We start from the raw sequence: 14073 nt of genomic DNA, 5'->3' as shown, positions 1-14073 counted from the left end.
ACGGGGCATCACTCCTTAAGGATTTTTTATGCCAATTATCACTTTGCCAAATGGCGATCAAAAACAATTTGATCAAGCCGTATCTGTGATGGATGTTGCGCTGAGCATCGGTCCGGGTCTTGCAAAAAATACAGTTGCAGGCCGTGTGAACGGTCAGCTGGTTGATGCATCTGACTTAATCACTGAAGACGCAACCTTACAAATCATCACGCCTAAAGACGAAGATGGTGTGCATATCATCCGTCACTCTTGCGCGCACTTAGTGGGTCACGCGGTTAAGCAATTGTTCCCAGAAGCAAAAATGGTGATTGGTCCGGTCATTGAAGATGGTTTTTACTACGATATCTTCAGTGAAAAGCCATTTACCCCAGATGATATGGCCTTAATCGAAGAGCGTATGAAAAAGCTTATCGATCAAGATTACGACGTGATTAAAAAAATGACGCCGCGTGATGAAGTCATTGCAGAATTCACCAAACGTGGCGAAGACTATAAATTACGTTTGATCGAAGACATGCCCAACGAGACACAAATGGGCTTGTACTACCATCAAGATTATTTAGATATGTGCCGTGGTCCGCACGTACCTAACACTAAATTCTTAAAAGCATTCAAACTAACCAAAATGTCGGGCGCTTACTGGCGTGGTGATGCGAAAAACGAACAGCTTCAACGTATTTACGGTACCGCGTGGGCAGACAAGAAACAGCTTGCAGCGTATGTAAAACGTATTGAAGAAGCAGAAAAGCGCGATCACCGTAAAATTGGTAAAGCGCTTGATTTGTTCCATATGCAAGAAGAAGCACCAGGTATGGTATTCTGGCATCCAAATGGTTGGACCATTTACCAAGTGCTTGAACAATACATGCGTAAAGTGCAACAAGACAACGGTTATGAAGAAATTCGCACACCGCAAGTGGTTGACTTCACGTTATGGGAAAAATCAGGCCATGCTGCAAACTATGCAGACAACATGTTTACCACCCATTCTGAAAACCGTAACTACGCGGTTAAACCAATGAACTGTCCTTGTCACGTACAAGTGTTCAACCAAGGTTTAAAATCGTACCGTGATTTGCCAGTACGTCTAGCTGAGTTTGGTTCTTGTCACCGTAACGAACCATCAGGTTCATTACATGGGATTATGCGTGTACGTGGCTTTACCCAAGATGACGCGCATATCTTCTGTACCAAAGAACAAATTGGTCAAGAAGTGGCAAACTTCATTAAATTGACCTTAGATGTGTACAAAGACTTCGGCTTTGAAGACGTACAAATGAAGCTCTCTACACGTCCAGAAAAACGTGTGGGTGATGATGCACTTTGGGACATGGCTGAAAAATCTTTGGCAGATGCTTTAGATGCAGCAGGTCTTGAATGGGAATTACAACCGGGTGAAGGCGCGTTCTACGGTCCGAAAATTGAATTCTCATTAAAAGACTGCTTAGGCCGTGTATGGCAATGTGGTACGATTCAATGTGACTTTAACTTACCAGAGCGTTTAGATGCCTCTTATGTCACAGAAGATAACGACCGTGACCAACCGGTGATGTTGCACCGTGCGATCTTAGGAAGTTTCGAACGCTTCATTGGTATCTTAATTGAACACTATGCAGGCTTTATGCCACCATGGTTAGCGCCAATTCAAGCATGTGTGATGAATATTACAGATTCACAAGCCGAGGCATGTGAGTCAGTCGTCGCAAAACTTAAAGAAAGCGGTATCCGCGCGATTTCAGACTTGAGAAATGAGAAAATCGGCTTTAAGATTCGTGAACGTACTTTAGAACGTATCCCTTACTTACTGGTTCTAGGTGACCGTGAAGTTGAGGAAGGTACTGTTAACGTACGTACCCGTTCAGGGAAAAATTTGGGTACTATGTCAATCGATGCTTTCGTTGACTTAGTGAAAGTAGCCGTTGCCGAACGCGGCCGGTACATTGTGGAGTAAAAGCGATTAAACAGCCTGACCGTAATCAACAGGGCGGTAAATCAAACCGTCCTGCTTTGAATGATGAAATTCGTGCTAAAGAAGTTCGTCTTGTAGACGAAAATGGTGAGCAAAAAGGTATTGTAAGCTTAGCTGATGCAGTACGTGCTGCAGAAGCTGTAGATCTTGACTTGGTTGAGATCGTAGCCAATGCTGAGCCACCTGTTTGTAAAATCATGGACTTTAACAAGCATTTGTTTGATCTCAAACAAAAGCAGAAAGAAGCGAAGAAAAAACAACATCAAGTACAGGTGAAAGAAATCAAACTCCGCCCTGGTACTGATGTTGGTGATTACAACGTAAAATTACGTGCAATCATCAAGTTCCTTGAAGAAGGCAACAAGGTGAAAATCACTTTACGCTTCCGTGGTCGTGAAATGGCACACCAACAATTGGGTCTTGCGCAACTACAAAAAGTTGAAGCTGACGTAGTTGAATATGGTGTTGTTGAACAAGCGCCAAAAATGGAAGGCCGTCAAATGGGTATGCTACTTGGTCCTAAAAAGAAAAAGTAAGCACTCATGAGAAAAAAGCGCTGCAATTGCAGCGCTTTTTTTATGCCTTATTCTGAAATGACTTCTGCCGTTACATTCTCAATCTGTTCGAGTTTACGACCAATTGGAATTTGGCGCGGAAGTTTTTCTTCAGGAATAATACGTTGCAGATCAATGGCTAAAAGTCCATTTTGATAGTCCGCCTGTTGCACCTCAATATACTCATCTAAACGCAATGACAGTTTAAAGGCGCGGCGTGCAATGCCTTTATGCAAAAATTCAACTTGCTCATTGTCTTGAGCTTGTGGCTGTGCACTAATGCTTAAAACACGGTTTTCAAGATGAATCGCAAGTTCATCTTGGGCAAAACCAGCCGCTGCCACCACAATACGATAGGTATTATCACCGCGTTTTTCGATATTATACGGTGGATAATTGGGGGTATCGCTTTGCATTGCATAGTCAAAGAAATCGTTTAGACGGTCAAAGCCAATACCACGACGGAATAATGGGCTTAGAGTCATGTTACTCATTGATAAAACCTCCTAAGGTTAGCAAAGTCATATAAATAAGTGGCTGTAATAGAAATTCACAACCTGACGCTTAACATCATCACAGATCGTTTGCGTAATTTTTATATCGGTATGCGCTAAAAAATTTCAAGTTTTACTTCAGCAATTTTTTGCAGTGTTTTACACAATTTGTTGACGGCTTTGTAAGCAAAAGCATGCTATAAAAAAAGTCGTTCTACATAGAGATGGAGTTTCACAGGCTAATGATTGATTTATATTATTGGGGTACACCCAACGGCCATAAAATTAGTATTGCTTTAGAAGAAATGGGTTTGGACTACCAAATTTTCCCCATCAATATTTTAAAAGATGCGCAATTTCAGCCTGAATTTTTAAAGATTTCACCCAATAATAAAATCCCTGCCATTGTTGATCAGCATGGGCCGCGCGGTGAGCCGATTTCGATTTTTGAATCGGGCGCGATTTTGCAATATTTAGGCCGTAAAACGGGTTTATTTTATCCAACTGATGAAGTCGAGCGCGTAGAAGTCGAGCAATGGCTCATGTGGCAAATGGGCGGTTTTGGCCCGATGCTGGGTCAGAATCATCATTTTAGCCGTTTTGCACCAGAACGAATTGCCTATGCGACTGAGCGCTATGTCAATGAAACCAAACGTCTATATCAAGTGTTAAATACACAGCTGACTGGGCGAAAATATGTGGCAGGTGAGTATTCGATTGCGGATATGGCAATTTTGCCTTGGATTTTACGGCATGAATGGCAGCAGATTGATTTAGCAGATTATCCGTATGTGCAAGACTATGTCACACGCTTAACTGCGCGGCCAGCTGTACAACGCGCCTTGAGCATTCAGGTCAGCGCCTAAATCTGCTACTATGCGCAGGATTTTTTTTGAATGGTCTTGATCAATGCAGCAGTTTTTCTTAAATCTTACCCGTATTATTGAAAACAACGCACGGATCTATTTAAGTATTATTTTTGGTATTGCTTTGTGCTTATTGCTGTTTGTGGCAGAAGCGGTGCATGTGCAAAAAATTGCCGAAAGCCTTGCGACCAAAGATCAAGGGATATTACGTGAGGCGATTCAGCCGATTGCACAGCTTTATACATGGGCACGTATTGCGGTGCTGATTTTAATGTGTATTTGGTCAAGCCTTGAATATAGTCTGACTAAAAAGCGTTTAGGCTTGTAATTTGGCTTTATTGTTATTATTTGTCAGTGCCTTTGGTGCAGCGACCTTATTACCACTGCAATCAGAAGCAGTCTTACTGACTTTATTTGCTCAAACCAGTTATGCTCCGATTTTACTGATTAGCGTGGCAAGTATTGGTAATATTTTAGGCAGCTGTGTCAATTGGTGGCTTGGTGTTAAAGCCGAACAATACAAAAATAAAAAATGGTTTCCAGTTTCAGATCAAAAGCTGCTAAAAGCCCAAAAAATCTATCAGCGTTATGGCTTTTGGTCATTGCTGCTCAGTTGGACACCGATCATTGGTGATCCAATTACCTTAATTGCGGGTTTAATGAAGGAAAACATCATCCGATTTTTACTCTTGGTGAGTGTGGCAAAAATCGGACGTTATGTGTTTATTTATCTGGCTTTTTTAGCGTGGTAATATTTAATCTTAATCGCAAGCATTCAATTTAAAAGTAATTTCATCTTTTAAAGTATTGGGTTTATACAGCCAATATTTGCGTGCTACTTTGACTTGTGCAGATTGTACAGCGGCTTTAAGCTTTTGATCGACTGCATAAACACCTGAACCTTGGGTAATTTTGACTTTTTTAACTTGCCCCTTGTTGTTGACCTTAAGCTTAAACTTAATGCTGCGGTCATGTGCATTGAGTTCATTTTCGTTAAGTGCTAATTGCGGCTGTATCATATAGCGAAAGCCAGTCTTTTGCTGATCTTGCCAGGCTTTAGAATTAAATTGATATTGGCAAACTTCAGAACCATCTTGTTGATAATTTAAATTAAAGACTTGGTAACCAATAATAGGTAAAGTGACATCTTTGATTTGATGTGGCTTTACTTGAGCTGCATACACCGCTTTAATTAAGACCTCATCTAGCTTTTTAATTCCTGTGCTTTCTTGAACTTGGGCTTTGGTGACTTGGCCTGTTTCATCGGCATAAATACGTAAAATCGCACTGCGATCTTGTCCATTTAAATCTTGGTTTTGATAGTTTGGTTTGGGAAATTGACTCCAATTAATCCGTGTGGTGAGGTGCGCGGGCAGGGCTGCACTCTTTTGTGGAGTTAATTGTTGGGTTTTTAGCTCAGCACTATGCGCTAAGCTCAGAGGAATACTTAAAACAGCTAAAGCGAGAATTGCTTTCATAACCAATATTTTAATAAAAGGACAAAAATAATGCGCTCAAGTATTTCCAAAAACCGATGCGCTCGCAAGTAAAAAGATCAGTTTATATTGAGCAAGGATGCTTTTGTTTTAGACAAAGATGCTTTAGAATATCGGCTCCCTTACCTGCAGGTCGTTTTGCAATGGTGCAAACGAGCCGAACAGGTGTTCAAAAGAGGTTGTTATGCCTAAGATGAAAACTCGCCGTGGTGCAGCTAAACGCTTCAAAGCGACTGCAAACGGTTTTAAGCGTAAACAAGCGTTCAAACGCCACATTTTGACCAAAAAATCTGCTAAGCGTATTCGTCAATTACGCGGCTGTGTAATGGTTCACGTAAGTGACGTTGCAGCAGTTCGCGCTATGTGCCCGTACATCTAAGGAGATTATAAATGGCTCGTGTAAAACGTGGTGTACAGGCTCATCGCCGTCACAAAAAAATTCTTGCTCGCGCTAAAGGTTACTATGGTGCTCGTTCACGCGTTTACCGCGTAGCGTTCCAAGCGGTAATCAAAGCTGGTCAATATGCTTACCGTGACCGCCGTCAAAAGAAACGTCAATTCCGTGCTTTATGGATTGCGCGTATCAATGCTGGTGCTCGTCAAAATGGTTTATCGTACAGCCGTATGATCGCTGGCTTGAAAAAAGCTCAAGTGATTATCGACCGTCGTGTACTTGCTGACATCGCTATGCATGACGCAGTTGCGTTTGCTGCTTTAGCTTCTAAAGCTAAAGATGCATTGGCTGCATAAGTCTTTATGACTTAAGAAAAAGACCGCTTTTAGCGGTCTTTTTTTTGTTTACATATTTGTGCTAGATCAAGCTCTAAATCGGTTTATAGTAGAAAAAAACAAAAATACAGGAATAAAAACATGCAAGTTGAAATTACAGGTTTAGAGCAAGGTAGTCTTGTGGTTGAATTAAGCGTTTTACCACGTGAGGGCGAATATTTAAAAATTCAGCAAGATGACGACATCATTGAAGCTGAAGTGGCATCAGTCACCCATACTATTGATCCGAATAGCCCACAGCAGATAAAAATTGCCTTAAAACCGATTAATTAACCTTTGGTCTAGCGTTTGTGCGTTATATCAATGTGATTGGTACCTCAGCGAGTGGCAAATCAACCTTTGCCAAAGCTTTAGCAGCCAAGCTACAACTGGATTATATTGAATTAGATGATTTGTTTTGGTTGGATGATTGGCAACAGCGTGATGTAGACGATTTTAAGCGCCAATTGCAGCAGCGTATGCAGGCCGCGCCACAGGGTTACGTAATTGATGGCAATTATAGCCAGCTTGAAAACATTAAATGGCAACATATTGACTGCATTATTTGGCTCGATTTACCCTTTTGGCCTAACTTTAAACAAGCCATCACTCGGGCAGTACAACGCGCGTCTAGCCAACAACCCCTGTGGCCGCATTCTAATAATCGAGAAACGTGGGCAAAGCTGCTGTCTAAAGAGTCGATTATTTGGTGGATGATGAAAACCCATCAAAAAAATCGACGGCGCTATTTAAGCCTAATGCAACAACCGCATGGCATTGAATTTATTCGTCTTTGCTCTAGACAACAGATGCAGTTGTTTTTAAGCAAACTGCATCTTTAAATTTTTTAAAAACCAAAATAATAAGCCGCTGCACACAGTAGCGCAGTAATAAAAATTAAGGCAATCACGTTACCTGCACTGGCTTTTTTTTGGCTTTTTTCAGGTAATTGCCGAGAGGGCGTGTGTATATTACTGTCTAAAGGTGTACTTTCTTGTGCCACATAACTTAACCGTGCAGTCGCATAATGATTGGCGACTTTAACAATAAATTTACCCTGTAGATCATCAAGTTTTTGTGCGAAGTGGCGATATTTAAGATGCTCATCGGCACTGAAATTAGAACCATCTGTGTGTAAAGCCGCTTTTTGACGCTGTGCAATATATTGGCTTAAAGCATCTAAACGATGCAAACTTTGATGGGCATAATCGGCCTGAACGTCTGTTGGTATCAAGGTTAAATACACGCTGCTATTTTGTGGATCTTCAATTCCATAATAAGGTAAATCCAGCTGTGGCGCTTGGAAGTCTTGTGCCAATGGGGTTTGAAAAAGCTCTGTTTGCAGAAATTGCTCAATTTCATCCCAATTGGGCTGTTGTAAATCTGCGGCAACGCGTTTTGCTAGTTTGGCGTTTAGTTCATAACGCCATAGGGTTTCGAAACGAATCGGGATTTCTTGGCCTAAGGGTGCTGCATAGTCTTGTTCTAAGCGATACCATGCCGCTAATTCACGCCCGCAAATCCATGCGTGCGTATGTTTCTTACTATGACTAACAATAAAATGCGCATAGGGCACCAGTTCTACACTTGGATTAGGATTATCTTCATCGAGCAATAAGCTAGAGCAATGTAAGCTTAAACGGGTGACCCCTTGGCTTTTTAAGCCTTCTAACCAAATTTGAAAATGTTGTGCCAAGAGTTGCTGTGAGATCAGATCACGAAAGGCAAAGGCATGTTGCTGAAAAATAGCATGATTGACCCAGCGGCTAAAACTTAGGTCTTGAGCCAGATATTGATTGCCGTAAGTGACCAGTGTGAGTTGTTGTTGCCAAATGGGGTCAAGCGCCATGCGATGAGTCTCAATAAATTTAACTTTATCTTAGCCTGTGTAAAAACCCAGTGACAATAAAATTTTCGTTAAAGACTTGCTTCATTAAAATACTGAAAAACTGTTAGAATGATGGGTTTTAATTATATTTTAAATGTTGCTTTGAGAGTTACTATGTCACTGGAAGCCCTGACTACTGAAGCGCTCGCTGCCATCGCAGCAGCAGAGGACCTTGCTACACTCGATCAAGTACGAGTGCAATTTACGGGTAAGAAAAGCCAGCTTGCTGAGCAATCAAAGTCTTTAGGCAAAATGGACCCTGAACAGCGTAAAGAGTTTGGTGCCCAAATTCATGCTGTACGTGAAGCAATCAACGCTGCGTTAACTGAGCGTCAAACTGCACTACAACAAGCCGCATTGGCTGCAAAACTTGCCAGCGAAACGATTGACATTAGTCTACCGGGCCGTGGCCAACGTGTGGGTAGCATCCATCCGGTGACCCAAGTACAAGAGCGTATTTGCCAATTCTTTACCAAAGCAGGCTTTACCGTTGCAACTGGCCCTGAAGTTGAAGATGATTATCACAACTTTGAAGCACTCAATATTCCAGGTCATCACCCTGCGCGTGCCATGCACGACACCTTCTATTTTGATGTGAATCATTTACTACGTACCCATACTTCTGGTGTACAGATTCGTACTATGGAAACGCAGCAACCGCCAATCCGTATTGTATGTCCGGGTCGTGTTTATCGCTGTGACTCGGATCAAACTCACTCACCAATGTTCCATCAAATCGAAGGTTTATATGTAGCTGAAAATACCAGCTTTGCAGAACTAAAAGGTTTATTGGTTAATCTTTTAAATGAATTCTTTGAAAAAGACTTAAAAGTGCGTTTCCGTCCATCTTATTTCCCATTCACAGAGCCAAGTGCCGAAGTGGATATTATGGATGAGCGTGGCAAATGGTTAGAAGTGTTGGGCTGCGGTATGGTACATCCAAATGTACTTCGCTCTGCAGGTATCGACCCAGACAAATACAAAGGTTTTGCCTTTGGTCTAGGTGTAGAGCGTTTTGCCATGCTGCGTTATGGCATTAACGACTTGCGTATGTTCTATCAAAACGACGTGCGTTTCTTACGCCAGTTTGCTTAAGAATTTTTAATCCTCTCCCTATATAAATTGGGGTTTGGGACATAAATTAGTTTTTAGATTTTAAATAATCCCCCTAAATCCCCCTTTGAGAAAGGGGGACTTATACGGAACAAATAGACGTATAGGTATTCCCCTCTTTGTTAAAGAGGGGTTAGGGGAGATTCAGGAATTGAATGTATGAAAATTAGCGAAAATTGGTTACGTACGTGGGTCAACCCAGCCATCGACAGCAATACACTTTCTGACCAACTGACTATGCTTGGTCTAGAAGTGGATGATTTATCGCCAGCAGCAAAACCATTTACTGGTGTGGTTGTAGGTGAAGTGTTAACAGTAGAACAACACCCTGATGCAGATCGTTTACGTGTAACCACAGTCAACATTGGTGCAGCTGAGCCTTTACAAATTGTCTGTGGCGCGCCAAACGTACGTGCAGGGATGAAAGCCCCTGTTGCGACTATTGGTGCAGTATTGCCGGGCGATTTTAAAATCAAAAAAGGCAAATTGCGTGGCATCGAATCACAAGGTATGCTCTGCGGTGCGTCTGAAATTGATTTAGAAGACAAAATTGATGGTTTATTAGAATTACCAAGTGATGCACCTGTGGGTATGAATATCCGTGAATATCTACACTTAGATGATAACGTGATTGACATCAGTATCACGCCTAACCGTGGTGATTGTTTCAGTATTCGTGGGATCGCCCGTGAAATTGGTGTGATTAACCAACTTCCTGTAACTGCACCTGAAATTAAAGAAGTCGCTGCAAGCATTGCTGACGAAAAGCAAGTTGTGGTTGAAACTGATGGCTGCCCACGTTATTTAGGTCGTGTGATTAAAAACGTCAATACTAAAGCAGCAACCCCTGAATGGATGGAGCGTGCATTGGCGCGTTCTGGTATCCGTCAGCACAGCATTTTGGTCGACATCACCAACTATGTGTTAATGGAGCTTGGTCAACCGTTACATGCATTTGATGCTGCTAAAGTTAATGGTGCGGTACGTGTACGTCAAGCCACAGCAGGTGAAAAACTGGTTTTACTCAACGAACAAGAAGTTGAGTTACAAGACAACGTCATGGTGATTGCCGATGACCATAAAGCCTTAGCGATTGCTGGTATTATGGGTGGTTTATCTTCATCTGTGACTGATGCAACCACAGAGATTTTCTTAGAATCTGCGTTCTTCGATCAACTACATATTGCTGGTCGTGCGCGTAGCTTTGGTTTACATACCGATGCATCGCAGCGTTACGAACGTGGTGTCGATTTTGAATTGCCGCTAGTTGCCATGCATCGTGCATCACAATTGATTTCTGAGCTTGCCGGTGGTGAGTTTGGTCCAATTACCGTGGCTGAAAAACCAGAGCTTTTGCCAAAGCGTGAAGCGATTGAGTTAAACCAAGCACAAGTCGATCAATTATTGGGTTATAAAGTAGCATCTGACTTTATTACCGATGCTTTAACTCGTCTAGGTTGCACGGTAACTGTAAAAGCGCAAGGTGAGTGGACAGTGGTGCCGCCATCGCACCGTTTTGATATGGCGATCTATCAAGACCTCATTGAAGAAGTAGCGCGTATTCACGGTTACGACAATATTCAAATCAGCTTGCCTGTGATTGAAGCAAAACTGGCAAAATACCAAGATCAATTCGAGCTTGCGCAATTGCGTCAAACTGCGGTGACTTTAGGTTATCAAGAAGCGATTAGCTTTAGCTTTGCCGATTTAAAACTTGAAAAGCAATTGAACCCTTTGGTCAATCCATTGGCATTGGCCAACCCAATTTCAAGCGATTTAGCGGTAATGCGTTCGACCTTACTTTCAAGCTTAATTCCTTGTGTACAACACAATATTAACCGTCAACAAAGCCGTGTACGCTTCTTTGAGCTCGGTCTACGTTTTGATTATCAAGATGCAGCAAGCATTCATGATCTCAAACAAATTCCGACTTTAGCTTTAATTGCTGTAGGTGCTAAAACTCAAGAATCTTGGCATGGTAAACCTCAGCCAATGGATTTCTTTGACTTTAAAGGTGATGTCGAAGAGATTCTGACTGCTGCGCGTGTCAAAGCTGATTTTGTTCGTTCTGAACGTAGCTGGTTACATCCTGGTCAATCTGCTGAAATTATTGTGAATGGTCAATCGATTGGTTACTTAGGTCGTTTGCACCCATCTTTAGAAGCGGATTTAGATTTAGGCATGACTTGGGTGGCTGAGCTTGATCAAGCGGCTGTTTTGCAAACTTATGTATCTAATTTTACAGAATTATCACGTTTTCCATCAGTTCGACGTGATATTGCGCTTTTAATTAATGATAAGATTAATGTTAGCGAAATTCAGCAACTTATCGAAAAAACCGGCGGCGAGTTACTCGACTCAACTTGGTTATTCGATGTGTATACTGGACAAGGCGTAGAAGAAGGCAAACGCTCATTGGCATTTGCTATTTTATGGCAGCATCCAAGTCGTACACTCGAAGATGCTGAAATTAAATCCGGTATGGATAATATCCTACAAGTGTTAGCAGACACTTACCAAGCGACATTGAGGGCTTCATGACAGCATTAACAAAAGCAGAAATGGCTGATCATTTAAGTGAGCTCACGAGTTTAAATCGTCGTGAAGCGAAACAAATGGTTGAGTTATTTTTTGATGAGATCAGCCAAGCACTGATTTCAGGTGAACAAGTAAAATTATCGGGGTTTGGTAACTTTGAGCTACGTGATAAACGTCAGCGTCCAGGTCGTAATCCAAAAACGGGTGAAGAAATTCCGATTTCTGCACGTCGTGTGGTAACGTTCCGTGCGGGTCAAAAATTCCGTCAACGTGTAGGGACTGAGCAAGTCGATTAAGACCTGTAGCGTCAACTAAAAAACCTGAGCTTTGGCTCAGGTTTTTTTATATTGAAATGATATAAACATAAAAAAAGAGAGCCAAATGGCTCCCTTTTTTTCAAATAATCTAAAGTTTAGATTATTGAGCAGCAGCTTCAGAAGCAGCAACAGTCGCTTCAGATGCAGCGTCAACAGCTACAGCAGCAGCTTCAGAAGCAGCAGCAGCAGCTTCAGAAGCAGCAGCAGGAGCAGCAACAGAAGCAGCGTCAGCAGCAGCAGTTGCTTCAGATGCAGCTACAACAGCTTCAGATGCAGCAGCGTTAGCGTCAGCAGCAGCTTCTTCAGTTTTTTTAGCACAACCAACGAAAGCTAAAGTAGTAGCAACTGCAGCAGCAATAGCGATTTTTTTGAATAACATGGCATCACTCTCTAAATATGAGATAAAAAAGACCTAAGTTAGCCTGTTGTGTGCTGTTATTTGACCTAATTTTAACACTAGGTTTAACAATGCAGGAGCAGTCTAACTGGTATGCGAATATGCTATCACTGCGCTTTTTGAAATGCCACTAGGCAACTGGAAAAAAAGTGCGAAAAAGCAGATAAATTGACGATTTTTTAACAGAAAATAACAATCAAGGCAAAGGTTTATATTGGAGAAATACTTAATAACTGGTTAAAAAGACTAATATTTTTTATATTTATTTTTTTAGAATCATAGATTTAAAAATAAGTTTACAAAGGAATGAATGAATTGTGTAGTTATGTAAATTATGTCAACCAAAATAAAAGGCTGTCGTTAGAGACAGCCTTTTATTTAAACCGTAAAGCAAGCCTTAATTAGTTGCTAGCTTTACGTTTCATTTGATCAAAGAAATCATCATTGGTTTTGGTTTCTTTCATACGATCAAGCAAGAATTCCATAGCAGCAAGTTCATCTTGGGTATGTAATAATTTACGTAAAATCCAAACTTTACGTAGATTGTCTTCAGACATTAAACGTTCTTCACGGCGTGTACCTGATTTCTTGATGTTCATCGCAGGGAAAACACGTTTTTCTGCAATACGACGATCAAGGGTAATTTCTTGGTTACCTGTACCTTTAAATTCCTCGTAAATCACTTCATCCATTTTACTGCCTGTTTCGATTAAAGCAGTTGAAATGATGGTAAGTGAACCGCCTTCTTCGATGTTACGGGCTGCACCAAAAAAACGTTTTGGACGTTCTAGGGCATGGGCATCCACACCACCGGTTAAGACTTTACCTGATGAAGGAATCACGGTGTTGTAGGCACGTGCTAAACGAGTGATCGAGTCAAGTAAAATCACCACGTCTTTTTTGTGTTCAACTAAACGCTTGGCTTTTTCAATCACCATTTCAGCCACTTGCACGTGACGCGCAGGCGATTCATCAAAGGTTGAGGCAATCACTTCACCGCGAACGGTACGTTCCATTTCGGTAACTTCTTCAGGACGTTCGTCAATTAAAAGCACAATTAAGAAACATTCAGGGTTATTACGCACAATCGACTGCGCGATGTTTTGTAATAACATGGTTTTACCCGCTTTAGGCGGTGCAACAATAATAGAACGTTGACCTTTACCAATCGGAGCGACTAAGTCAACCACACGCGCAGTTAAATCTTCAGTGGTACCGTTACCCAATTCCATTACCAATTGCTCGGTTGGGAAAAGCGGCGTTAGGTTTTCAAACAAAATTTTGTTGCGTGAGTTTTCAGGCGTGTCATAGTTAATTTGATTCACTTTGAGTAAGGCAAAATAACGTTCACCTTCTTTTGGTGGGCGAATGGTGCCTGTAATTGTATCGCCCGTACGTAAGTTAAAACGACGGATTTGCGATGGGCTTACGTAGATGTCATCTGGGCCGGCAAGATAAGAACCCGCAGCTGAACGTAAAAAGCCGAAACCATCTGACAGAATTTCGAGAACGCCGTCACCAAAGATTTCTTCACCATTCATTGCGTGGCGCTTTAAAATCGCAAAAATAATATCTTGCTTGCGATTACGTGCCATTCCTTCAAGGCCCATAAATTCGGCAATCTTGATGAGTTCGCCAATCGGTTTTTTCTTGAGTTCTGTTAAATTCATAGG

The 14073-nt window shown here is 41.7% G+C and carries 17 protein-coding genes; 12 read left to right on the top strand and 5 right to left on the bottom strand.

Annotated features, from left to right (window positions below):
- Positions 1 to 28 precede the first annotated feature (28 nt).
- Positions 29 to 1951: a threonine--tRNA ligase gene (gene thrS, locus AC5YCI_RS11395; RefSeq protein WP_496130027.1), complete on the top strand. Its 1923-nt coding sequence runs from the start codon at positions 29 to 31 to the stop codon at positions 1949 to 1951.
- 5 nt (positions 1952 to 1956) lie between these two features.
- Complete coding sequence (infC, locus tag AC5YCI_RS11390) at positions 1957 to 2505, top strand: translation initiation factor IF-3 (protein ID WP_168401791.1); 549 nt, start codon at positions 1957 to 1959, stop codon at positions 2503 to 2505.
- Between the two features lie 47 nt (positions 2506 to 2552).
- Here the strand turns inward: infC and AC5YCI_RS11385 are convergent, their stop codons facing one another.
- Complete coding sequence (locus AC5YCI_RS11385; protein WP_496130026.1) at positions 2553 to 3017, bottom strand: Hsp20 family protein; 465 nt, start codon at positions 3015 to 3017, stop codon at positions 2553 to 2555.
- A gap of 242 nt (positions 3018 to 3259) precedes the next feature.
- Here AC5YCI_RS11385 and AC5YCI_RS11380 point away from each other — a divergent pair, with 242 nt between their 5' ends.
- Genes AC5YCI_RS11380 through AC5YCI_RS11370 form a run of 3 tightly spaced genes read left to right on the top strand, consistent with a single transcriptional unit; the run spans position 3260 to position 4635 of the window.
- Positions 3260 to 3883 (top strand): glutathione S-transferase N-terminal domain-containing protein, encoded by a 624-nt coding sequence (locus tag AC5YCI_RS11380; protein WP_496130025.1) that lies wholly within the window; start codon positions 3260 to 3262, stop codon positions 3881 to 3883.
- Positions 3884 to 3926: 43 nt separating this feature from the next.
- Entirely contained in the window at positions 3927 to 4211 is a 285-nt protein-coding gene (locus tag AC5YCI_RS11375) for a hypothetical protein (RefSeq protein WP_496130024.1), read from the top strand.
- A gap of 1 nt (position 4212) precedes the next feature.
- The gene (locus AC5YCI_RS11370) at positions 4213 to 4635 is read left to right on the top strand and encodes a YqaA family protein (RefSeq protein WP_496130023.1); all 423 of its coding nucleotides are present in this window, start codon (positions 4213 to 4215) and stop codon (positions 4633 to 4635) included.
- Between the two features lie 9 nt (positions 4636 to 4644).
- Here AC5YCI_RS11370 and AC5YCI_RS11365 read toward each other — a convergent pair whose 3' ends face one another.
- The gene (locus tag AC5YCI_RS11365) at positions 4645 to 5361 is read right to left on the bottom strand and encodes an energy transducer TonB family protein (protein ID WP_496175545.1); all 717 of its coding nucleotides are present in this window, start codon (positions 5359 to 5361) and stop codon (positions 4645 to 4647) included.
- 202 nt (positions 5362 to 5563) lie between these two features.
- Between AC5YCI_RS11365 and rpmI the strand changes: the two genes are divergently transcribed.
- The 4 genes from rpmI (at position 5564) to AC5YCI_RS11345 (ending at position 6989) form a co-directional block, all read left to right on the top strand.
- Positions 5564 to 5758 carry a 50S ribosomal protein L35 gene (rpmI, locus tag AC5YCI_RS11360; RefSeq protein WP_122900225.1) on the top strand — a complete coding sequence of 65 codons (195 nt, stop codon included), beginning with the start codon at positions 5564 to 5566 and terminating at the stop codon, positions 5756 to 5758.
- 11 nt (positions 5759 to 5769) lie between these two features.
- On the top strand, positions 5770 to 6129 hold the full coding sequence (gene rplT / locus AC5YCI_RS11355; RefSeq protein WP_004647525.1) for a 50S ribosomal protein L20: 360 nt from the start codon (positions 5770 to 5772) through the stop codon (positions 6127 to 6129).
- Positions 6130 to 6249: 120 nt separating this feature from the next.
- Complete coding sequence (locus AC5YCI_RS11350; protein WP_496130022.1) at positions 6250 to 6441, top strand: hypothetical protein; 192 nt, start codon at positions 6250 to 6252, stop codon at positions 6439 to 6441.
- A gap of 17 nt (positions 6442 to 6458) precedes the next feature.
- Positions 6459 to 6989, top strand: coding sequence for a P-loop NTPase family protein (locus AC5YCI_RS11345; RefSeq protein WP_496130021.1), 531 nt, complete (start codon positions 6459 to 6461; stop codon positions 6987 to 6989).
- A 5-nt stretch (positions 6990 to 6994) separates the two neighbouring features.
- Here AC5YCI_RS11345 and AC5YCI_RS11340 read toward each other — a convergent pair whose 3' ends face one another.
- Complete coding sequence (locus AC5YCI_RS11340; RefSeq protein WP_496130020.1) at positions 6995 to 7996, bottom strand: hypothetical protein; 1002 nt, start codon at positions 7994 to 7996, stop codon at positions 6995 to 6997.
- 153 nt (positions 7997 to 8149) lie between these two features.
- Between AC5YCI_RS11340 and pheS the strand changes: the two genes are divergently transcribed.
- The 3 genes from pheS to AC5YCI_RS11325 all read left to right on the top strand — a co-directional run bounded on the left by pheS (position 8150) and on the right by AC5YCI_RS11325 (position 11982).
- Positions 8150 to 9130 (top strand): phenylalanine--tRNA ligase subunit alpha, encoded by a 981-nt coding sequence (gene pheS, locus AC5YCI_RS11335; protein ID WP_122900217.1) that lies wholly within the window; start codon positions 8150 to 8152, stop codon positions 9128 to 9130.
- A gap of 177 nt (positions 9131 to 9307) precedes the next feature.
- Positions 9308 to 11689, top strand: coding sequence for a phenylalanine--tRNA ligase subunit beta (gene pheT / locus AC5YCI_RS11330; protein ID WP_496130019.1), 2382 nt, complete (start codon positions 9308 to 9310; stop codon positions 11687 to 11689).
- The gene (locus AC5YCI_RS11325) at positions 11686 to 11982 is read left to right on the top strand and encodes an integration host factor subunit alpha (protein WP_067731076.1); all 297 of its coding nucleotides are present in this window, start codon (positions 11686 to 11688) and stop codon (positions 11980 to 11982) included. Before pheT ends, AC5YCI_RS11325 begins: the two co-directional genes overlap by 4 nt.
- Before the next feature lie 121 nt (positions 11983 to 12103).
- Here AC5YCI_RS11325 and AC5YCI_RS11320 read toward each other — a convergent pair whose 3' ends face one another.
- Both AC5YCI_RS11320 and rho read right to left on the bottom strand, forming a co-directional pair.
- Positions 12104 to 12382 carry a hypothetical protein gene (locus tag AC5YCI_RS11320; protein WP_496130018.1) on the bottom strand — a complete coding sequence of 93 codons (279 nt, stop codon included), beginning with the start codon at positions 12380 to 12382 and terminating at the stop codon, positions 12104 to 12106.
- 419 nt (positions 12383 to 12801) lie between these two features.
- A complete protein-coding gene (gene rho / locus AC5YCI_RS11315) occupies positions 12802 to 14070 on the bottom strand; it encodes a transcription termination factor Rho (protein ID WP_004812998.1) in 1269 nt (422 codons plus the stop codon).
- Positions 14071 to 14073 lie beyond the last annotated feature (3 nt).

The organism is Acinetobacter sp. CY17 (assembly GCF_059515825.1).
The sequence above is the reverse complement of the archived record's forward strand: the minus strand, read 5'-3'. Positions and strand labels throughout refer to the sequence as shown.

Excerpts from the sequence above, each read along its gene's own strand:
- AC5YCI_RS11365 (WP_496175545.1), bottom strand. The coding sequence starts at position 5,361 with ATGAAAGCAATTCTCGCTTTAGCTGTTTTAAGTATTCCTCTGAGCTTA.
- AC5YCI_RS11325 (WP_067731076.1), top strand. The coding sequence starts at position 11,686 with ATGACAGCATTAACAAAAGCAGAAATGGCTGATCATTTAAGTGAGCTC.
- AC5YCI_RS11320 (WP_496130018.1), bottom strand. The coding sequence starts at position 12,382 with ATGTTATTCAAAAAAATCGCTATTGCTGCTGCAGTTGCTACTACTTTA.
- pheS (WP_122900217.1), top strand. The coding sequence starts at position 8,150 with ATGTCACTGGAAGCCCTGACTACTGAAGCGCTCGCTGCCATCGCAGCA.
- rplT (WP_004647525.1), top strand. The coding sequence starts at position 5,770 with ATGGCTCGTGTAAAACGTGGTGTACAGGCTCATCGCCGTCACAAAAAA.
- AC5YCI_RS11385 (WP_496130026.1), bottom strand. The coding sequence starts at position 3,017 with ATGAGTAACATGACTCTAAGCCCATTATTCCGTCGTGGTATTGGCTTT.
- rpmI (WP_122900225.1), top strand. The coding sequence starts at position 5,564 with ATGCCTAAGATGAAAACTCGCCGTGGTGCAGCTAAACGCTTCAAAGCG.
- AC5YCI_RS11375 (WP_496130024.1), top strand. The coding sequence starts at position 3,927 with ATGCAGCAGTTTTTCTTAAATCTTACCCGTATTATTGAAAACAACGCA.
- pheT (WP_496130019.1), top strand. The coding sequence starts at position 9,308 with ATGAAAATTAGCGAAAATTGGTTACGTACGTGGGTCAACCCAGCCATC.
- AC5YCI_RS11340 (WP_496130020.1), bottom strand. The coding sequence starts at position 7,996 with ATGGCGCTTGACCCCATTTGGCAACAACAACTCACACTGGTCACTTAC.
- rho (WP_004812998.1), bottom strand. The coding sequence starts at position 14,070 with ATGAATTTAACAGAACTCAAGAAAAAACCGATTGGCGAACTCATCAAG.
- AC5YCI_RS11380 (WP_496130025.1), top strand. The coding sequence starts at position 3,260 with ATGATTGATTTATATTATTGGGGTACACCCAACGGCCATAAAATTAGT.
- thrS (WP_496130027.1), top strand. The coding sequence starts at position 29 with ATGCCAATTATCACTTTGCCAAATGGCGATCAAAAACAATTTGATCAA.
- AC5YCI_RS11350 (WP_496130022.1), top strand. The coding sequence starts at position 6,250 with ATGCAAGTTGAAATTACAGGTTTAGAGCAAGGTAGTCTTGTGGTTGAA.